General features: G+C 61.7%; 17 protein-coding genes and 1 pseudogene. 15 read left to right on the top strand and 3 right to left on the bottom strand.

Going from position 1 to position 18,548, the window contains the following annotated elements:
* The gene (locus tag FHX03_RS10520; protein ID WP_183853942.1) at positions 1-846 is read left to right on the top strand and encodes an ABC transporter ATP-binding protein; all 846 of its coding nucleotides are present in this window, start codon (positions 1-3) and stop codon (positions 844-846) included.
* Positions 843-1,586, top strand: coding sequence for an ABC transporter ATP-binding protein (locus FHX03_RS10515; RefSeq protein ID WP_097625436.1), 744 nt, complete (start codon positions 843-845; stop codon positions 1,584-1,586). The genes FHX03_RS10520 and FHX03_RS10515 overlap by 4 nt, the downstream gene beginning before the upstream one ends.
* Here the strand turns inward: FHX03_RS10515 and FHX03_RS10510 are convergent.
* A complete protein-coding gene (locus FHX03_RS10510; protein ID WP_097625437.1) occupies positions 1,573-2,631 on the bottom strand; it encodes a LacI family DNA-binding transcriptional regulator in 1,059 nt (352 codons plus the stop codon). The two genes, FHX03_RS10515 and FHX03_RS10510, sit on opposite strands and share 14 nt — an antisense overlap.
* A 185-nt stretch (positions 2,632-2,816) precedes the next feature.
* Here FHX03_RS10510 and FHX03_RS10505 point away from each other — a divergent pair, with 185 nt between their 5' ends.
* The 5 genes from FHX03_RS10505 to FHX03_RS10485 all read left to right on the top strand — a co-directional run bounded on the left by FHX03_RS10505 (position 2,817) and on the right by FHX03_RS10485 (position 9,864).
* Positions 2,817-5,336, top strand: a complete 2,520-nt coding sequence (locus FHX03_RS10505; protein WP_183853569.1) for a hypothetical protein — start codon at positions 2,817-2,819, stop codon at positions 5,334-5,336.
* A 65-nt stretch (positions 5,337-5,401) separates the two neighbouring features.
* Positions 5,402-6,661: an ABC transporter substrate-binding protein gene (locus FHX03_RS10500; RefSeq protein ID WP_183853567.1), complete on the top strand. Its 1,260-nt coding sequence runs from the start codon at positions 5,402-5,404 to the stop codon at positions 6,659-6,661.
* 11 nt (positions 6,662-6,672) lie between these two features.
* The gene (locus tag FHX03_RS10495; RefSeq protein WP_097625440.1) at positions 6,673-7,710 is read left to right on the top strand and encodes a carbohydrate ABC transporter permease; all 1,038 of its coding nucleotides are present in this window, start codon (positions 6,673-6,675) and stop codon (positions 7,708-7,710) included.
* A complete protein-coding gene (locus tag FHX03_RS10490; protein ID WP_183853565.1) occupies positions 7,707-8,756 on the top strand; it encodes a carbohydrate ABC transporter permease in 1,050 nt (349 codons plus the stop codon). The genes FHX03_RS10495 and FHX03_RS10490 overlap by 4 nt, the downstream gene beginning before the upstream one ends.
* A 28-nt stretch (positions 8,757-8,784) precedes the next feature.
* Positions 8,785-9,864: an ABC transporter ATP-binding protein gene (locus FHX03_RS10485; protein WP_183777707.1), complete on the top strand. Its 1,080-nt coding sequence runs from the start codon at positions 8,785-8,787 to the stop codon at positions 9,862-9,864.
* Between the two features lie 535 nt (positions 9,865-10,399).
* Here FHX03_RS10485 and FHX03_RS10480 read toward each other — a convergent pair.
* Positions 10,400-10,582 carry a hypothetical protein gene (locus FHX03_RS10480; protein ID WP_071086825.1) on the bottom strand — a complete coding sequence of 61 codons (183 nt, stop codon included), beginning with the start codon at positions 10,580-10,582 and terminating at the stop codon, positions 10,400-10,402.
* Positions 10,583-10,953: 371 nt separating this feature from the next.
* Between FHX03_RS10480 and FHX03_RS10475 the strand changes: the two genes are divergently transcribed.
* From FHX03_RS10475 to FHX03_RS10455, 5 genes are all read left to right on the top strand, one after another.
* Positions 10,954-11,163, top strand: coding sequence for a hypothetical protein (locus tag FHX03_RS10475; protein ID WP_183853564.1), 210 nt, complete (start codon positions 10,954-10,956; stop codon positions 11,161-11,163).
* A gap of 8 nt (positions 11,164-11,171) precedes the next feature.
* The gene (locus FHX03_RS10470; protein ID WP_183853562.1) at positions 11,172-11,546 is read left to right on the top strand and encodes a GFA family protein; all 375 of its coding nucleotides are present in this window, start codon (positions 11,172-11,174) and stop codon (positions 11,544-11,546) included.
* A gap of 160 nt (positions 11,547-11,706) precedes the next feature.
* Positions 11,707-12,999, top strand: coding sequence for an efflux RND transporter periplasmic adaptor subunit (locus FHX03_RS10465; RefSeq protein ID WP_183853560.1), 1,293 nt, complete (start codon positions 11,707-11,709; stop codon positions 12,997-12,999).
* Between the two features lie 12 nt (positions 13,000-13,011).
* Complete coding sequence (locus FHX03_RS10460; protein ID WP_097625445.1) at positions 13,012-13,728, top strand: ABC transporter ATP-binding protein; 717 nt, start codon at positions 13,012-13,014, stop codon at positions 13,726-13,728.
* Positions 13,718-14,920 carry an ABC transporter permease gene (locus FHX03_RS10455; RefSeq protein WP_097625446.1) on the top strand — a complete coding sequence of 401 codons (1,203 nt, stop codon included), beginning with the start codon at positions 13,718-13,720 and terminating at the stop codon, positions 14,918-14,920. Before FHX03_RS10460 ends, FHX03_RS10455 begins: the two co-directional genes overlap by 11 nt.
* Before the next feature lie 149 nt (positions 14,921-15,069).
* On the opposite strand, the pseudogene tnpA reads toward FHX03_RS10455, so the two are convergent.
* Positions 15,070-15,500, bottom strand: a pseudogene (tnpA, locus tag FHX03_RS10450) (IS200/IS605 family transposase).
* A 318-nt stretch (positions 15,501-15,818) separates the two neighbouring features.
* Between tnpA and FHX03_RS10445 the strand changes: the two are divergent.
* The 3 genes from FHX03_RS10445 to FHX03_RS10435 all read left to right on the top strand — a co-directional run.
* Entirely contained in the window at positions 15,819-16,574 is a 756-nt protein-coding gene (locus tag FHX03_RS10445) for an autoinducer binding domain-containing protein (RefSeq protein ID WP_097625447.1), read from the top strand.
* A 436-nt stretch (positions 16,575-17,010) separates the two neighbouring features.
* Positions 17,011-17,379, top strand: coding sequence for a hypothetical protein (locus FHX03_RS10440; RefSeq protein ID WP_131710887.1), 369 nt, complete (start codon positions 17,011-17,013; stop codon positions 17,377-17,379).
* Positions 17,380-17,396: 17 nt separating this feature from the next.
* On the top strand, positions 17,397-18,548 hold a 1,152-nt coding region (locus FHX03_RS10435; protein WP_281413097.1), incomplete at its 3' end, for a calcium-binding protein.

Below are 18,548 nucleotides of genomic sequence, written 5' to 3'. Positions count from 1 at the left end.
ATGAGAGATCGTGATCTTCAACCCGTTCTCTCCGTCAAAGGATTGACCGTCCGCTTCGGCCGCGGCGCCGTGCCCGCCGTTTCCAATGTCAGTTTCGACGTCGGGCGCGAACGGGTCGGCATCGTCGGAGAATCCGGTTCCGGCAAATCGACGACGGGGCGCGCCATCATGCGCCTGCTGCCACCGGCAGCGGTGGTCTCCGCCGAACGCCTGGATCTCGGCGGCGATCCCCTGCTGTCAAAGAGCGAGCGGCAGATGGGCGCGCTTCGCGGCAAGGACATCGCGCTGATCATGCAGGATCCGCGTTATTCGCTGAATCCGGTGCTCTCGATCGGCAAGCAGATCGCCGAGGCCGCGCGCCTTCACCTCGGTCTCGGCAAGGCCCCGGCGCAAGACGCCGCCCGCGCCATGCTGGAGCGTGTGCGCATCAGCGATCCGGATCGGGTCACGGCGCTTTATCCCCATCAGATATCGGGCGGCATGGGTCAGCGCGTGATGATCGCCATGATGCTCTTGGCGCGGCCGAAGCTGGTCATTGCCGACGAACCGACCTCGGCGCTCGATGTCAGCGTCCGCAAGGACGTGCTGTTGCTGCTCGATGAGCTGGTGCGCGAGCACAATTCCGGCCTGCTGTTGATTAGCCACGACATTCGCATGGTGGCGGCCTTCTGCGAGCGGATCATCGTCATGTATGCCGGCCGTATCGTCGAGACGCTGACCAGTCTGGAAGAGGCCCGCCATCCCTATACCCGCGGGCTGATAGCCGCATTGCCGGACCCGAAGAACCCGGTGCGCCGGCTGGCGGTTCTCGACAGGGCGAAACTCGATCTGGAGACGGCGCAATGATCAATGTCCGCGACCTCAATGTCGTCTTTGCCTCCGGCAAGTCCAGCAACCATGTCGTCAGGGGCATCAGTTTTCAGGTCAAGCAGGGAGAGACGCTCGGCATTGTCGGCGAATCCGGCTGCGGCAAGTCGACGGTGCTGCGTTGCCTCGCCGGCATGGAGGCCGGGTGGACCGGTCAGATCGAGCTCGGCGGCAGACCGATCGGCAAGCATCGCTCCCGCGAGGAGCTGAAATTTGCCCAGATGGTGTTTCAGGATCCGTATGGATCCCTGCATCCGCGACATCGCATCGGCACCGCCTTGGCCGAACCGCTGCGCGCCATGGGCCATTCGGAGATCTGGTCGAAGGTCGAAAAGGCCTTGATCCAGGTGGGCCTGCCGGCAAGCTTCGCCAATCGTTTTCCGCATGAGCTTTCCGGCGGCCAGCGGCAGCGCGTGGCGATCGCCCGGGCGCTGATCCTCTCGCCGCCCATCCTGCTTCTCGACGAGCCGACATCGGCGCTCGACGTCTCCGTCCAGGCCGAAATCCTTAACCTGCTGGCTGATCAGCGTGACGAAAAGGGACTGACGTATCTGCTCGTCAGCCACGACCTCGCGGTCATCGCCCATATGTGCGACCGGGTGCTGATCATGAAGAACGGCTGTTTCGTCGACGAACTCACCAAACAGGATCTGCAGGCCGGCGTGACGCATGATGCCTATGCCCGCGAACTGTTCGAAGCGAGCTTTATCGAGGCCTGATATTTCGCGCTGCTGCGCCGCTGACGGCCGCGACGCTGCCTCTTTCGACGAGATGGCAGGAAAGCTCGACACGCCGCCGCGGCGTCGCCAGGCCGAGCATCATGTCGCGCAACAGATCGAGCGCGGTGGCGCCGAGTTCGCGCATAGGAATATGCACTGTCGAGAGCGGCGGATTGAGAAAGGCCGATTGCGGCAGGTCGTCGATGCCCATGACGGAGATATCTTGCGGCACGGCATACCCCATCGCCTGCAATCCGCGCACGGCGCCGTTGGCGAGGCTGTCGCCCGCCGTCAGGATGGCGGTGAAGGACAGACCCTTGTCGCGGACGAGGCGGGTGACCGCCTCGGCGGCCAATTCCGGCAGCCAGTCGTCGACCTCGAGCACCAGATCGGCATCGGCCTGCAGCCCGTGATGCTGCAGGGCATCGCGCCAGCCCTCCAGCCGCCGCTCGATCGTCCGCCGTCCCGGGCGCAGCATGAACAGGATGCGTTGGTGCCCGGCCTCGATCAGCCGCTCGGCGGCGATGAAGGCGGCCGAGCGGTTGCAGGGCGTCACACTGGAAAGCCGCATATAGGGATCGTCACTGTTGACGAGCACGACGGGCTTGCCGAGACCGGCGGCTGCCGCCAGCATATCTTCCTCGTCGACGGTCAGGATCAGCATGCCGCCAAAGCCTGGGTCGTCCCGCATCTCGGCGACGACACGGGCTTCATCGGCCTTATCGGCCACCGGGCGCATCGCCAGTTCGATGCCGAGGGCGGCCGCGCGGGCATTCAAGCCTTCGAGCACATGGAGCGTGAACTGGTTGCGGACATAGTCGATCATTGCCGCGCCGGAGGCGACGAGCATAACCTTCTTGCCGGCGACGCTCGCCGGCAGGGCGTAGCTGACCGCGCTTGCCGTTTCCAGTACCAGCTTGCGAATCTCCGGCCGGACGCCTTTTTCGCCCGCCAAGGCGCGTGAGACTGTGCTGATCGAGACGCCGCAGCGGGCGGCGATGTCGTCGAGACGTGTGCGCCTGCCTTTTTTCTCCTCCGCTGACATGTCGTTCTCCTCGTTCACCTACTCTTATGCAAAAATCTTTCAGATTGCGCAAACGGAATGCCTATGCACAATTGCACATGAGGAGTCCGCGACAAGCGGCAGAGCAGGGAGGCTTTGAAGATGCGGCTTGACCGTCATCCACGCGTCGGCGTTTCCAACGTCTCAGGGCTCGAGCGAGTTGAAACATGACCGCTGATAAATCCCATCTTCGCCGCGCCACCGGCAAACAGACCCAGATCGTCTATTGGCAGCTCGGCCACCTCTCACAAAAGCGCTACGATGTCGCCGACCGGCCGATGGAAGGCAGGATGGATCCGTTTTTCTTCGTCACCAAGACGAAGAACTTCATCCCGCATGAATATCCTTGCCGCACTGAATTCAAAAAATCATTCTCCGGCCAAAGACCACAACCGACCGACGACTTCGAACCCATCCGCTGGTGGCTTCCCTTTGCCTCGCCGCGCGTCGATCTTTCCGGCTTCTGGTTTCGCCCGACGCGCATCGGCTGCTGGGCGCGCACCTTCCTCGATGCCCGCACGGCCGGATCTGCTACGCTTCGCCTGTCGACCTGCGGCGGCGCCATCCTTTTCGTCAACGGCCGCGAGCAGGGCTTCATGGCGCCTTACGAGCGCAATCTGGAAGCCCAGCAGATCTTCGAGGTCGAACTTTCAGCCGGCCTCAACGAGATCAGCATCTATTTCGACGATCTCGCCGAGCGTGACGCCCGCTTCTATTTCCAGCTGGATTATCTCGACGGGCCGGAGGTCGAAACCGCTGTCCCCGTTCCGGTGGCCGCCGCTGCTGCGGATGCGCTGGAGACGATCCTCGAAGGCATGCGCTTCGACCGCACCGCCTATCTCGGCCAGGATGTGACGATCCTGTTTCCCGCGCCGCTGCCACTGGCGCTGAGCTGTCATGTCGAGATCGAAGGTGACTTCATGTCGGTCGAGCGCTTCGACTATGACTTCGCGCTGGAAGCGGGAGCAACCAAGCTGGAACTCGGCACCTCGGCTGATATGCCCGCCGATTTCCGCCATTTCCGCATCACCTTCAAAACCGGCGAGTTGTCGGTCGGCCGCACGCTCGGCGTCGAGATCTGTCATCCCCAGCGCCAGGGGCAAGCGCCGGCTGTGCTGGAAGACCGCGTTGCCGAGGCGCTTGCCGAAGTCGCCGCCCATTCCGAGCCCGACACGGTCTGTGCTTTTGCGCGTCTGGCTCTGGGGCAGGGTGGCGAGCAGACCGAGTCAATGATTTCGGCCATGCTGCCGGTCATCGAGGATTGCCACGACTGCGCCGATTTCGTGCTGGTGCCGCTGCTTTTTGCCTATACGCGCTGGAGCGATCTGCTGTCAGCGGAACTGCGTGGCAGGATCGAGCAGGCCGTTCTCAATTACCGCTATTGGATGGACGAGCCGGGCAACGACGTTCAGTGGTATTTTTCGGAAAACCACGCGCTGCTCTTCCATACCGCCGCCTATCTCGGCGGCAGGCTTTTCCCCGACGCCGTCTTCATTCGTTCCGGCCGCACCGGCGCCGAGCAGATGAAGGTCGGCGAAGAGCGCGTCCGCGCCTGGCTCGATCATTTCGAGCGCTGGGAAATGGCCGAGTGGAATTCCGTTCCCTATTTCCCGATCGACCTCAAGGGCCTGACGGCGCTTGCCGCCTGCGCGCCCGATGAGATGATCCGCGCTCGCGCCAATGCCAGCATCGTCCGCCTGATGGAGATCGTCGCCCGTTCGGCCCATCACGGCATGCTGACCGGCAGCCAGGGCCGCTCCTACGAACATACGCTGCGTCCCGGCCGCTCGGTCGAACTCTCGGGCATCGCCCGGCTGCTCTGGGGCCGCGGCTGGTATGGCCGGCGCGTCCACGCTTTGCCGCAGCTTGCCGTCTGCATCCGCGACCACGGCCTGCATTTCCCCGAATCCCTTGCCGCGATCGCCGCGCATGACGCCGACGACGCGCAGGAATGGACCTTTTCCCAGGGCGAGAACCGTTTTGCCGCCCTCTATCACTACAAGACGCGCGACACCGCGCTCGGCACCATCGCCCATTATCGCCCTGGCGCATGGGGCTATCAGGAGACGGTGCTGCACCTGCGCCTCGACGACCGGCCGGAAGCGCAGGTCTGGATCAATCATCCCGGCGAGACCATCCAGTTCGGCTACGGCCGGCCGAGCTTCTGGGGTGGCTGCGGAACGCTGCCGCGCGTCCATCAATATCGTGATCTCGCCATTCTCGATTTCGACATCCATGAGGGCCAGCCGGATTTCACTCATGCCTGGTTCCCAATCGAAGCTTTCGACGACACGGTGGTCGATGGCAATCTGGCGCTCGCCCGCGCCGGCAACGGGCTTGCGATGCTGATCGGCAATGGCGCGCTCGAACCGGTGAAACACGGCCCGACGACGGATGTCGAGCTGCGCCTGTCCGGCCGCAAGGGCTGCTGGATCGTCCGTCTCTCCGATTGTGGGCGCGAGGGCGGCCTCGACGGCATGCGGGCGCGTTTCGCCACGCTCGCGGCCCGCCGCGACAATGAGGGCGCATTGATCGTCATCGATCCGGATTATGGTCAGATCGTCTTCGAAGAGGACGGCACCGTGCGCGCTGAAGGCCGCATTCTTCGCCCGTCGGACTGGTCGGTGCGGGGAGACGCGGTACATCTTGAGATACCAGGCAGGCAGCCTCGGCGCGCGGCCTCATAGACGACATGCCCGGCAGGTGGAGGACCCGGCCGGGCAACGCATTCATCGGTCAGGAGGAGGAGAAAATGACCAGAATGAAATCGATCGGCGCGGCCTTGGCTGCGGTTCTCTTGAGTTCCGTTGCCGCCCATGCCGGCGACGTGCGTATCATGTGGTATTCCGACGGCGGCGAAGGCGCTGTCATCAAGGACCTGCTGGCGCGCTTCTCGAAGGCCAATCCCGACGTCAACGTCATCCTCGACGAAGTGTCCTACGACGCCGTCAAGGAACAGCTGCCGGTGCAGCTCGAAGCCGGGAAGGGGCCTGACATAGCCCGCGTCACCAATCTGAAGGCGCAGGCGCAGCACTGGCTCGATCTACGCCCGCTCCTTGCCGATGCGAAATATTGGGACGACAACTTCGGCGCCCAGGCTGACTGGATGCGTCCAGACGGCTCGAACGCCATTACCGGCTTCATGACGCAGATCACCCTGACCGGCGGCTTCGTCAACAAGACGCTGTTCGATCAGGCCGGTGTCGAAATTCCTGGCCCGAAGGCCACCTGGGACGACTGGGCAGTGGCCGCCAAGAAGGTCGCCGACAGCCAGAAGGTCTTCGCCATGGCGATCGACCGCTCCGGCCATCGCGTCTCCGGCCCGAACATTTCCTATGGCGCCAACTATATCGCCGCCGACGGCAAGCCGGCGCCGATCGATCAGGGCGCCAAGGAATTCCTCAGCCGCTTCGTCAAGTGGAACGAGGAGGGCATCGTCAACAAGGATGTCTGGGTCAGCGCTGCCGGCACCACCTATCGCGCCGCCGCCGAAGATTTCATCAATGGCGGCCTTGCCTATTATTATTCCGGCAGCTGGCAGATTTCGGGCTTCGCCCAGAAGATCGGCGACAGTTTCGACTGGGTCATGGCCGGAAGCCCCTGTGGCACGGCGGCCTGCACCGGCATGCAGGGGGGCGCGGGTCTCGTCGCCGTCAAATACACCAAGAACCCCAAGGACGTCGCCAAGGTGATGGATTACCTGGCGAGCGTCGACGTGCAGAAGGAATTCGCCGAGCGCAGCCTGTTCATTCCGGCGCATAAGGATGTCGCCGCTGGCCAGATGGACTTCAAGACCGACGATCCGCATGTGCAGGCGGCATTGAAGGCCTTCGTCGCCGCGGCCGATCAGACGGCGGCGCCGGCCATGAAGCTTCCGGGCTGGAAGTGGTCGGATGCCTATTACAGCGCCATCGTCGCCCGCATCAGCCAGGTGATCGCCGGCGAAATGAAGCTCGATGACGCCTATGCCCGCATCGACGAGGACATCAAGGCCAAGGTCGGCGCCAACTGACGGACGAATAGATGGCGGGAAAGACGGTTTCTTCCGAACCGCCGGCGAAAGCCGGCCTGCGGCAGGCGCTCTCGGCACCTGTCCGGCTCTTCATGGGTATCGTCGATATTCCCATGCGCGGCTGGCAGAAGCTGACCGGGCTGAACGGCATGGCGGGCGTCTTCCTGGCGCCCAACATGCTGATCTTTACGGTCTTCGTGCTCCTGCCGCTGGTCATCAACTTCATCTATTCGACGACGAGCGGCGGCGCCATCTTCCTGCCGAACAGGACCTATGTCGGCGCCGAGCAGTATCGCATCCTGTTTGATTGCGGTTCTTATCTCGACCCTTCGACCTGCGCTGCCGACACATTCTGGGCGGCCGTGCGCAACACTGCCGTCTTCGTTGTGTTCCAGGTCTCGGCGATGCTGGTCGCCGCGCTGGCGACGGCTTTGATCCTCAATCGCGAGCTTTCCAATCGCGGCTTCTGGCGCGCCGTCTTCTTCTTCCCCGTGCTTCTTTCGCCCGTCGTCGTCGGCCTGATCTGGAAATGGATCCTGCAGCGCCAGGGACTGTTGAATTATGCGCTGAGCCCCTTCGGCTTCGAGCCCTTCTCCTGGCTCAGCGATCGTTTCTGGGCCTTCTTCTTCGCGGTCTTCGTCTCTGTCTGGGCGCATATGGGCTTTTACGCGCTGATCCTGCTCGCCGGTCTGCAGGCAATCCCGAGGGATCTCTATGAGGCGGCGGCGATGGACAAGGCGAGCCCCACCCGCATCTTCCGGCGCATCACCCTGCCGCTCCTGATGCCAAACCTCATCGTCGTCCTGGTGCTGGCGTTGATCCGCGCCGTGCAGATCTTCGACGAGGTGTTCGTCTTGACCGGTGGCGGGCCGGGCACCAGCACCATGTACATCACCCAGTATATTTACGAGACCGGCTTTGCGAGTTCGCTGCGCAATCCGGGGCTTGCCTCGGCCGCCTCGATCCTCATGGGCATCGTGCTCGTCATTCTGACGCTGATTCAGCTTGCCGCAAGCAGCCGCAACGAGAAGAAGGGGAAACGCCAATGAGTGCTGTCGGCACCTTTCTCCTTCGCCGCCGCGGCCGCGGCTGGCACTGGACCGACGTGGTCACCTGGATTTGGCTGATCTCGGGCGTCTTCCTGATGTTCGGTCCGGCCGTCTGGCTGGTCTTCTCCTCGTTCAAGACGCCGGCCGCCCTTGCCGAATTCCCGCCGTCCTTCCTGCCCTATGTCACCGAACAGGCAGTCGTGCCGGGCTACGACAAGCCGTTGCCGCTCTATAACGTGACGATGCCGGACGGCAGCAGCCGGGTGCTCGCCGAAGTCCGCCGCATCGGCATTGTCGGTCAGATGGTCGATCCGAAACAGCCGGGTGAGATCGTCAAGGCGAACATCAAGGACCGCACCTCGGTGCGGAAGGTGGAATTCGCTGCCGGCAACTACACCGAACCGTTCCAGCGCTTCGATTTCTTCCTGTTCCTGCGCAACTCCGTCTTCGTGACTGTTGTGGCGACGGCGATCACGCTGCTCGTCAATTCCATGGCCGCGTTCGCGCTGTCGAAATACCAGTTCCCCGGCCGCACCGCCGTCATGCTGATGATCCTGGCGACACTGATGGTGCCGCTCTCGGTGATCGTCGTGCCGCTCTATTCCGTCATCGGCACACTGAACCTTTTCGACAGCCTCTGGGGCGTCATCCTGCCGACGGTCGCCACCCCCACAGGTGTTTTCCTGCTCCGCCAATATATGCTGACCATCCCGGACGAGCTGATCGACGCCGCACGCATGGACAAGGCCAGCGAATGGCAGATCTACTGGCGCATCATCCTGCCGCTGTCGGCGCCGGCGCTTGCGGTGCTGGCGATCTTCTCGGTCGTCTGGCGCTGGAACGATTTCCTCTGGCCGCTGATCGTGCTCTCGCGCAAGGAACTGTATACGCTGCAGGTCGGCCTCAACGTCTATGCCGGCGAGCTCAATGTGCAATGGCACTATATCCTCGCCATGACCGTCGTCTCGATGATCCCCGTCGTGCTGATCTTCGTCTTCCTGCAGCGTTTCATCACCACAGGCATCGCCGGCTCCGGCCTGAAATAGGCCAGGCTACAAAAATACAGGAGAGTGCATGAGCGGGCTCGAGCTCAGAAACATCGTCAAGAATTTCGGCTCCGTCGAGGTCATCCGCGATGTCTCGCTTGAGGTCAAGGACGGCGAGTTCGTCGCCTTCGTCGGCCCCTCCGGTTGCGGAAAATCGACGCTGCTGCGCCTCATCGCCGGCCTCGATAAGCCAACAAGCGGCAGCATCGCTATCGACGGCACGGATGTCACCGAGATCGGCGCCGCCGACCGCGGCCTCGCCATGGTCTTCCAATCCTATGCGCTTTATCCGCATATGAGCGTCAGGGAAAACCTTGCCTTCGGTCTCGAGAATACCAAGGTGGCCAAGGCCGAGATCGAAGCGCGCATCGCTGACGCCGCCCGCATGCTGGAGATCGAGCCCTTCCTGCAGCGCCGCCCGGGCCAGCTTTCCGGCGGCCAGCGCCAGCGCGTCGCAATCGGCCGCGCCATCGTCCGCCGGCCTGATGCCTTCCTGCTCGACGAGCCGCTCTCCAATCTCGACGCCGAGCTCAGGGTCAGCATGCGCGCCGAACTCGCCGCCCTGCATGCGCGGCTGAAGGCGACGATGATCTATGTCACCCACGATCAGGTCGAGGCGATGACGCTTGCAAACCGCATCGTCGTGCTCAGAGGTGGCCGGATCGAACAGGTGGGAACGCCGCTGGAGCTCTACAACAAGCCGGCCAACCGCTTCGTCGCCGGCTTCATCGGCGCCCCGCACATGAATTTCCTGGAGGGCGCAATTATCGGCCATGACGGCAATCTCACCGAGGTCGAAACCGTCGGCGGGCATCGCCTTTCCGTTATTGCTGAGGAAACGCGCCTAATCGGCAAGAGGGTCAGCATCGGCATTCGCCCGCAGCACATCACCCTTGCCGATGGGACTGACGCGCGCAAGCTGGACACCCGCATCCTCCTCGTCGAGGAACTGGGCTCGGAGACCGTCGTCCACGCCGACGCATGTGGAAAGAAGCTTATCGCCGTCTTTGCCGGCCAGCGACGGATGAAATCGGGCGACAGCTTGCCGCTGCATCTCGATCCCGCCGTGCTGCACCTCTTCGGCGAGGACGGAAGGCGTCTGTCCTGAGACGCTCAGGGACGTCCGGGGTTTTGAGCTGTGATTGATGTTGACAGGGAAGTCTTCATTTGAGCTTGGTCTCTCCGCCGCCAAGACGGCTAATCGGAGATTCTTTTCCGCAACCACAGCCCGACCGCGAAATAAATGCATGCGAGTAGCGACGATGGAGCAGCGAGGATTAGGAATACATACAGAAGGCGGAAATCGCTTTCGCTATAGAATAATATAAAATAAATTAATAAAACCAGGCACGACGAGATAGCAAATACCAAGGCGGCCCAGAAAAGGATTGAAAGAGTAAGTCAATCTGAGGCGCGTCGAGGTTAATTTTAGTCATTTTTCCTGCAGGTATTGAATTTCAGTTTCAATGCTACCGAAGTATTGATCGATGTTCAAGACGGCCCCGCGAACACTATGGGGCGTAACGTCCTGATCTGCTGACATTCTGCTCCGAAGCGCGTGGTGCAAACCAAGTGGCACGGATTAAAAGAAAAAGCCCGCGCCGGAATGGAGGCGCGGGCCGAATTTTCACATCAAGACAGCTTTAGTGGCTATTCTTGTGGCTCTGTTGACCAGCTTTTACATGCTGTTCATGGCTGCCGCCGCGGGATCCGCTGGACTGCGCGTCGCGGCCACCTGAAGAGGAGCTGCGGGCATTGGCGTCGTTCTTGTGACTCTGCTGCCCGGCTTTGACGTGCTGTTCATGCGTTCCACCTTGGTTTGCCATTCGGTTCTCCTTGGGTTTGAACGAGGCCACGTCGACCTCGAAAGAAAAACCTCGCTCCACCGCATGCGTTCCACATTTTAATATTTCGTGATCGTCTCGAAATGAGGAATGAGGAAGCGGACCGGGCGGGTAGGGAGCTCGCCTGCCGTTTCGTTGGCCATCGGGAGAAAGCGGAAAAATCCCGATGTTCTCCGGCGCCGCCGCGTCCGCTTGGCGCGGCCCGCAACCTCGATTCGACAATGCGTCTGGCGGCAGGAAGGTTCCGCGATCAGCCCGATCGATCTACGCCGGAAGCCCGCTCCAGCTCGTCGGCTCTTTCCAATCGACCCCATCGCTCTAACTTAAAGGGCATGGAATGAAAGGAGAAACCCATGACCGACGCACCGAATACGGCGACCCCGGCGCGAAGAGTGTTGCGTGGCCGCCCCTACAGTATCGGCGAATCTGCCAGGAAATACCGGTTGGATGACAAGGAGGCAAAACGCCTCTACGACAAGTTTGGCCCATCCGCCACCGAACTCGATCTGCTGATGGCGGCCAAGCGCCGCCCGCCGGGACTGCCCACCAGTCTCGACGCCTGACGGCCGCCATGCGGATCCGGACGGGAAGCTGCCTGTGCGGGGCAGTCGACTATCGCGTCGAAGGCGAGCCGCTTCGCGTCGGCCTTTGCCACTGCGCCGATTGCCGCAAATCGAGCGGCTCGGCCTTCGTCTTCTTCGCGGTCTGGCCGCGCCGGGCTTTTGCCCATAGCGGCGAGATCGCCACGTTTGCCGGCCGCAGCTTCTGCCCCGCCTGCGGCAGCAGGCTTTTCTGCCTGCGGGAGGAGGCGGCGGAACTCCGTCTCGGTTCGCTCGACAGCCCACCGACTGACCTCGCGCCGGATCATGAAATCTGGATCACGCGGCGCGAACCTTGGCTGAATCCGCTGCCGGGCGCGGGGCAATCCGCCGGCGATGCCGACTGACGAGCGCTTCCGCGCCAAAACTTGACTTTTCTTACCAATATTTCATTTCCCCCATCCGCAATTCCGTGCCACTTCGGCGGCAACGCTAATGCCCGGTTCATCTGCGCTATGCTTATTTCGCTGCAAGGGCCGAGACGGCCAATGACTGATCGAGGATGACATGAACGACACAGGAACCGGCAAGAAGACCGGGCCACAGACAAGCGGCGCGTCCGATCTCGCAGCGGTGCTTGCCGCATCGGGACGTCAGGGCAAGCGCAGCCGCTGGCGTGGACGCCTGCTCATCTTGCTGATCCTCGTCGCTGCCGTAGCCGGCGCCGCCTATTTCTATATGGGCCGCGGGCAAAGAGAAGTGAGCTATGCCACTCAGCCGGCAAAACGCGGCGATCTGACGGTGCTCGTCACCGCCACCGGCTCGGTGCAGCCGACCGAGCAGGTGGATATATCGAGCGAGCTTTCCGGCACGGTCCGCGACGTCAATGTCGATTACAACAGCACGATCAAAGCGGGTGACGTGCTGGCGCTTCTCGATACCAACAAGTTGGAGGCGGATGTGAAGAGTTCGCGCGCCAAGCTGAATTCTGCCAAGGCGAACGTCGCCAAGGCCAATGCCGATCTGGAATCCGCAAGCACCTCGCTCGAGCGGCTGAAGAGCCTGGTCAAGAGCAACGTCTCCACCCAGCAGAGCCTCGACGACGCCACTTACAAATATGATTCCGCCGTCGCCGCCAAACAGATCAACGAAGCCGAGGTGCTCGCCTCGGAGGCCGACCTGCAGCTTGCCGAGGTCAATCTTGCCAAGGCCAAGATCGTCTCGCCGATCGACGGCGTGATCCTCACCCGCGCCGTCAATCCGGGTGCCACGGTCGCAGCCTCGCTTTCGGCGCCGATCCTGTTCACCATCGCCGGCGACCTCAAGAAGATGGAGCTGCAGGTCGATGTCGATGAGGCCGATGTCGGCCAGATCGCCGTCGGCCAGAAGGCGAAGTTTACGGTCGACGCCTATCCCGACCGCAGCTTTCCGGCCGAGATCGAGCAGATCCGCTTCGCCTCCGAAGTGGTCAACAATGTCGTGACCTATAAGGCGGTGCTCTCGGTCGACAATGCCGATCTGCTGCTGCGCCCTGGCATGACGGCGACGGCCGACATTACCGTGGAAGCCGTCAAGGAAACGCTGATGGTGCCGAACGCTGCGCTGCGCTACGCCCCGGCGCAGGCGGAAAGGCGCGGCCGCGGCATTTTCGGCATCTTCGGCCCGCCGCGCCAGCGCGGCGGCAATTCAGGTCAGGCATTGACGGGCGCCGAGCGGCGCGTCTGGGTGCTGCGCGACGGCCGGCCCGCACCTGTTGTCATCCAGGTCGGCTCCTCCGACGGCCAGTTCACCCAGGTCGTCTCCGGCGAAATCAAGGAAAACGACGCACTGGTGACCGACGCCACGACGCGTGCGAAGTAGGCGGAGAGACGGATGGCAAGCCCGCCGCTCATCGAATTCAGGCAGGTCTCGAAAATCTACGGCGAGGGCGAGGCGGCGATCCGCGCGCTCGACCGCGTCGACCTGGCGATCAACGCCCATGAATTCGTCGCGATCATGGGGCCGTCTGGCTCCGGCAAGTCGACGGCGATGAATATTCTCGGCTGCCTCGACGTGCCGAGCGCCGGCGACTACATCTTCGAAGGCATTCCGACCAGCGGCTTCGACCGCAGCCAGCTGACGCTGCTGCGCCGCCACATGCTCGGCTTCGTCTTCCAGGGCTTCAACCTCCTGTCGCGCACCTCGGCCGTCGAAAATGTCGAACTGCCGTTGATCTATCGCGGCATGGCGGTGCGCGAGCGGCGCGAGCGGGCCCGCGAAGCCCTGGCGCTGGTCGGTCTCACCGGGCGCGAACATCACAAGACACAGGAACTGTCAGGCGGCCAGCAGCAGCGAGTCGCTATCGCTCGCGCCATCGTTACCGAGCCGGCGCTGCTCCTCGCCGATGAGCCCACAGGCAATCTCGACACCAGGACCAGCGTCGAGATCATGGATCTGATGACGCGGCTGAACCGCGAGCAGGGCATCACCATCGTCATGGTCACCCATGAGCCCGATATCGCCGCCTATGCCCAGCGGCTGCTGCGTTTCGTCGACGGCAAGCTGGAGACGGAAGTCGAGCACCGGAGGAGGGCGGATCATGTTCTTTGAGACGCTGAAACTGGCATTGCGCGCCATCAGCCGCAACATGCTGCGTTCCTTCCTGACCGTGCTCGGCGTCGTCATCGGCGTTGCCGCCGTCATCGCGCTGGTGACGATCGGCAATGGCACGACCGCGCAGGTCTCGACGGAATTGTCGCGGCTCGGCACCAACATGCTCTTCGTCCGCCCCGGCCAGTTCGGTCCCGGCCGGGCGAGCTCGGAAGCCAAGCGCTTCAGCGTCAAGGACGTCGCCGCCATCCGCGACCAGATCAGCGGCTTGAGGGCGGTCGCGCCGCTCAACCAGTCGACAGCGACGGTGATATCAGGCGGCCAGAACCATTCGACCAGCGTTTCCGGCACCACCAACGACTATTTCGTCGCGCAGGACTGGAACCTGGCGCTCGGCCGCAATTTCACCCCCGCCGAGGAGCGGGGCCAGTCCCGCTGCATCATCGGCGAGACTGTGCGCTCGCAGCTCTTCGGCGCCGCCGACCCGATCGGCCAGCAGATCCGCGTCGGCAAGGTTTCGTGCCCCGTCATCGGCGTGCTCGCCAAGCGTGGCCAGTCCGGCATGGGGACCGATCAGGACGATGTCGTCATCATGCCGGTCAAGGTGTTCCAGCGGCGCATCAGCGGCAACAGCAATGTGCCGCAGATCATCATCTCGGCCCGCGACGGGGTCTCCACCGCCAAGGTGCAGTCCGATGTCGAAGATCTGCTGCGCGAGCGCCGCAAGATCATCCCCGGCCGGCAGGATGATTTCAACGTCAACGACATGACCCAGATCGCCGAGGCGATGACCGGCACGACGACGCTGCTGACCGGCCTGCTCGGCGCGGTTGCCGCGATCAGCCTGCTCGTCGGCGGCATCGGCATCATGAACATCATGCTGGTTTCTGTCACAGAGCGAACCCGCGAGATCGGCATTCGCCTGGCGATCGGCGCACTCGAAAACCAGGTGCTCACCCAGTTCCTGGTCGAGGCGGTGGCGCTCTCGCTCTTCGGCGGCATCACCGGCATCGTGCTCGGCTTGAGCCTCGGCTTCGGCGCGGTGACCCTGATGAAGGTCCCCTTCGTCTTCAGCCCCCTGATGGTCGCCGTCGCCTTCCTCTTCTCCGCCGCAATCGGCATGATCTTCGGCTATTTCCCGGCGAGACGGGCAGCACAGCTGAACCCGATCGAGGCGCTGCGGCACGAGTGACGCATGATGAATGCGTCATGGTGCATGAGGATCTCACGAGTAAGTATCCCCCGGCAAAGCCGGGGGCTTTAAGATGTGAGCCGCTCAAAGCGGCTGGATGGGGACGCTGACGCGGCCCCGGTTTCAATGCGCCACCTGAAGGTGGCCGTTCAACGCCACAGGTTCAATTGCTCAAGCCTGTGGTCTTCCTTCTCTTGGTTGCGGATATAATCGCGGATCGTCTCCTCATCACGACCGACGGTAGACACGAAGTACCCACGCGCCCAAAAGTGCTGCCCGGTAAAGCCGCGCTTTCTCTCACCGTAAACCCGCGCAAGGTGGATGGCGCTCTTGCCCTTCATGTATCCAACAACCTGACTGACCGCGTATTTTGGCGGGATCGACAGCATCATATGCACATGGTCGGCATCAAATGCCCTTCCTCCACACGGCTTTCACGCTGTTCAGCCAGTTTCCGGAATATCTCGCCAAGGTGCTGCCGCAACTCGCCGTAAAGCGTCTTGCGACGGTATTTCGGGATGAAAACGACGTGATATTTGCACTCCCATCTGCTGTGGCTTAAACTTTCAAACTCGTCCATCGTGACTTGACCTTTCGTGTGCTTGGCGGCTCACAAAGGAAAAGTCGCGGTGGGCTCCAGCAAATGTCAAACTGTTACTGCCACCCCGGCACAGCCGGGGGAACTCTCACGTTCGTTTAGCCGTGCTGGATGGACAGCTGTCCGAATGCTTAAGATTCCCTCCGCAGTGTCGCCTGACAATTGTCAATTCTGCATCGCAATAATGCAGACTGGATAAATACAACCCAAACTGTAAAATCCGCGTGTAATAAATGTATATCAAAAGCATGCGGGCCGCTTCGGCCTGCTGCTGATTAGAAATATTGATTTCGGAAGAAAATGTCTGTCGATCAGCGTATCCTGCAGGAAGCATTCCACTGCATCCGCAACCTCCATGAAATTGGCCATCTCTCAGCAATTGTCCACCAACTGCGAGCATTGGTCGGGGCTGCCAATCTTGCCTATCAAGCTCTTTTCATTCCGGGCCGGGTGACCAATGAACGGCTCGTTGCAGAGACCTATTCCGACAGGTGGAAGAAACTCTATCAGTCGAAAAATTACGTTCGCACCGACCCCATCGAGATCGCCGCACGCAAAGCATCTCAACCGTTAGACTGGAGCCACTTGAAGTCTGTGTCGAAGGAAACCGCGTCCTTCTTCGCGGAAGCCGAGCGCCATGGCGTCGGCAATAATGGCGTCTCCATACCTCTTGTCGATGCCCAGGCCGGGCGGGCGCTGTTCAGCGTCACATCAAATCTCGAGGGGGACGATTGGGCGACGTTCAAGGGCCGTACTCTGCCATCGCTCATTCAGATCGGCAAAGCCATTCAGGTCAGGACGGCTGAGATCGAGACAAAACCCGCAGCGCAGGCTTCTCGCATTTCCGCATTGACCGCCAAGGAAACCGATTATCTGGCGCTTTACGTCGCCGGCCACGAAGTCAAACAGATTGGCGATATGCGTTCGGTTTCGGGCACCGCCGTGCGAGCTGTCTTGAATTCCGTCACGGAAAAACTCGATGCGCGCGGGCCGCGTCATGCCGGCTATCTCGCCGTTGCGCTCGGCATTATTCCGACCTCGATCATTTTCAAATAGCTCCGAAGACGGGAGAGAAGTAGCTCCGTCCGCCTTGTCGTCGCAATTCCTATGCGTCGTTCGTTGGCGCTTTCTGAGGCCGCGGCTCGTGCTCTGAAATGTTGTGGAATAATTTCTCGGAGATGACTCGATTTGCAGCTATTCGAATTTCTTTTTCATTGAATTCGAATGTTACCTTAAGAGATTGAATTCAATCAAAAATAGATATTTTATCGATACTTACATCCGAGGTTTAACACTATAGCGGGCATGAGTTCCGCCTTATGTCAAGATTTTAAATTAAAAGTTGCACCTGAATTTCTGTCATCCTAACGATCTCATGGGGAGTTATAGCGGCGAGAAGGATGCAGGTGCTGGGTAGGAAACAGCCTCAGGAGTATCGGAGTTGCCTTGCCGCTTCAGGTGGCGTGTTTCTCTTTTCACGCCTAATCAATAGTTGGAGCTCACCAAACCGATTTTCATGGTCGAGGTCTGCGATCAGGCGATGCTGAGCAAGAGCGTTCCGGCCCTGATCGCCCCAATCCTCCTCGCAACAGGACTCTTGATGGAGGTCATTCGCTCGCACGTGATGCTACGCATGGCTGCAGTGGTTGATGGTGCGCTGACAAAACACGCCTTTGCTGTGATTTCAGACGATATCTCAAGACGAACGGCAAAAGCTCGCGATCTCAAGCTCTTACCGGTCCACGCAGGTTTTCATTCGCAGGACGGATCGAATGGTCCTCCCTTATTTCCTGAAGCCAATCAGCGACCACGTCGAGCACGTGTCTCGGGACGACCAACATCATTTCTTTTCCACATTTGAATCGACAGGGGGCTAAAATGGCAGTCATTACGGGAACGGCAGGTAACGATACTTTGAATGGCACTAGCGGAGATGATCAGATCTCCGGCCTCGGAGGCAACGACATCCTCATCGGCGGCGCAGGGGCGGACCGATTGGATGGTGGCGCCGGTGTCGACACGGTTGACTACTCGACCTCGGCGGCTGCGGTGAACGTCGACTTTTGGACCAATACGGGCAGCGGCGGCGATGCTGCCGGCGACACCTATGTTAACATCGAGAAGGCGATCGGCTCGGCCTATGGTGACACGCTGGTCTCGGCGGTGCCAGGACATGTGCTGCAGGGCGGGGCTGGAAACGACGTCTACATCCTCGGCGTTCAGGGCGTCTCCGTCGTCGAAGCGGCGGGCGAGGGCGACGACACGGTGCAGACGGCGCAGGGGACGTTGAGCATCGCGGGCTACGCCAATGTCGAGCGGCTGACCTTCACCGGCAGTGTCAACTTCGTCGGCACGGGCAATGCCTTGGACAACATCATCACCGGCGGGATCGCCAACGATACCCTGGACGGCGGCGCCGGCAATGACCAGCTGTTCGGCGGCGCCGGCACCGACATCCTGATCGGCGGCGCAGGCGCAGACCAGTTGGATGGCGGCGACGGCGCTGACAATGCGAGCTATAGCTCGAGCACGTCGGCTGTGACGATCAACCTGAAGACCGGCGTGTACACCGGCGATGCGGTCGGCGACACCTTCACCTCGATCGAGGGTTTCATCGGCACGGGTTCTGCCGACACCTTCGTAAGCGGCTCCGACGCCAGCTTCTTCAACGGCGGCGCCGGCGTCGACACGGTGGATTATTCGACCTCGACGGCTGCGGTGAACGTCGACTTCTGGACCAGCACGGGCAGCGGCGGCGATGCTGCCGGCGACACCTATGCCAACATCGAGAAGGCGATCGGCTCGGCCTATGACGATCTGCTGGTCTCGGCGGGACCCGGGCACGTGCTGCAGGGCGGGGCCGGGAACGACGTCTACATCCTCGGCGTTCAGGGCGTCTCCGTCGTCGAAGCGGCGGGCGAGGGCGACGACACGGTGCAGACGGCGCAGGGGACGTTGAGCATCGCGGGCTACGCCAATGTCGAGCGGCTGACCTTCACCGGCAGTGTCAACTTCGTCGGCACGGGCAAT

Source organism: Rhizobium sp. BK456 (assembly GCF_014194045.1).
In the GTDB taxonomy this organism is placed as follows: domain Bacteria; phylum Pseudomonadota; class Alphaproteobacteria; order Rhizobiales; family Rhizobiaceae; genus Rhizobium; species Rhizobium redzepovicii.
Note: the sequence above shows the minus strand (reverse complement) of the source record. Positions and strands in the feature narration are given on the sequence as shown.

Coding starts and splice junctions, on each gene's coding strand:
- FHX03_RS10465 (WP_183853560.1), top strand. CDS start 11,707: ATGAACGACACAGGAACCGGCAAGAAGACCGGGCCACAGACAAGCGGC.
- FHX03_RS10495 (WP_097625440.1), top strand. CDS start 6,673: ATGGCGGGAAAGACGGTTTCTTCCGAACCGCCGGCGAAAGCCGGCCTG.
- FHX03_RS10480 (WP_071086825.1), bottom strand. CDS start 10,582: ATGGCAAACCAAGGTGGAACGCATGAACAGCACGTCAAAGCCGGGCAG.
- FHX03_RS10505 (WP_183853569.1), top strand. CDS start 2,817: ATGACCGCTGATAAATCCCATCTTCGCCGCGCCACCGGCAAACAGACC.
- FHX03_RS10520 (WP_183853942.1), top strand. CDS start 1: ATGAGAGATCGTGATCTTCAACCCGTTCTCTCCGTCAAAGGATTGACC.
- FHX03_RS10460 (WP_097625445.1), top strand. CDS start 13,012: ATGGCAAGCCCGCCGCTCATCGAATTCAGGCAGGTCTCGAAAATCTAC.
- FHX03_RS10475 (WP_183853564.1), top strand. CDS start 10,954: ATGACCGACGCACCGAATACGGCGACCCCGGCGCGAAGAGTGTTGCGT.
- FHX03_RS10500 (WP_183853567.1), top strand. CDS start 5,402: ATGACCAGAATGAAATCGATCGGCGCGGCCTTGGCTGCGGTTCTCTTG.
- FHX03_RS10470 (WP_183853562.1), top strand. CDS start 11,172: ATGCGGATCCGGACGGGAAGCTGCCTGTGCGGGGCAGTCGACTATCGC.
- FHX03_RS10490 (WP_183853565.1), top strand. CDS start 7,707: ATGAGTGCTGTCGGCACCTTTCTCCTTCGCCGCCGCGGCCGCGGCTGG.
- FHX03_RS10445 (WP_097625447.1), top strand. CDS start 15,819: ATGTCTGTCGATCAGCGTATCCTGCAGGAAGCATTCCACTGCATCCGC.
- FHX03_RS10455 (WP_097625446.1), top strand. CDS start 13,718: ATGTTCTTTGAGACGCTGAAACTGGCATTGCGCGCCATCAGCCGCAAC.
- FHX03_RS10510 (WP_097625437.1), bottom strand. CDS start 2,631: ATGTCAGCGGAGGAGAAAAAAGGCAGGCGCACACGTCTCGACGACATC.
- FHX03_RS10485 (WP_183777707.1), top strand. CDS start 8,785: ATGAGCGGGCTCGAGCTCAGAAACATCGTCAAGAATTTCGGCTCCGTC.
- FHX03_RS10515 (WP_097625436.1), top strand. CDS start 843: ATGATCAATGTCCGCGACCTCAATGTCGTCTTTGCCTCCGGCAAGTCC.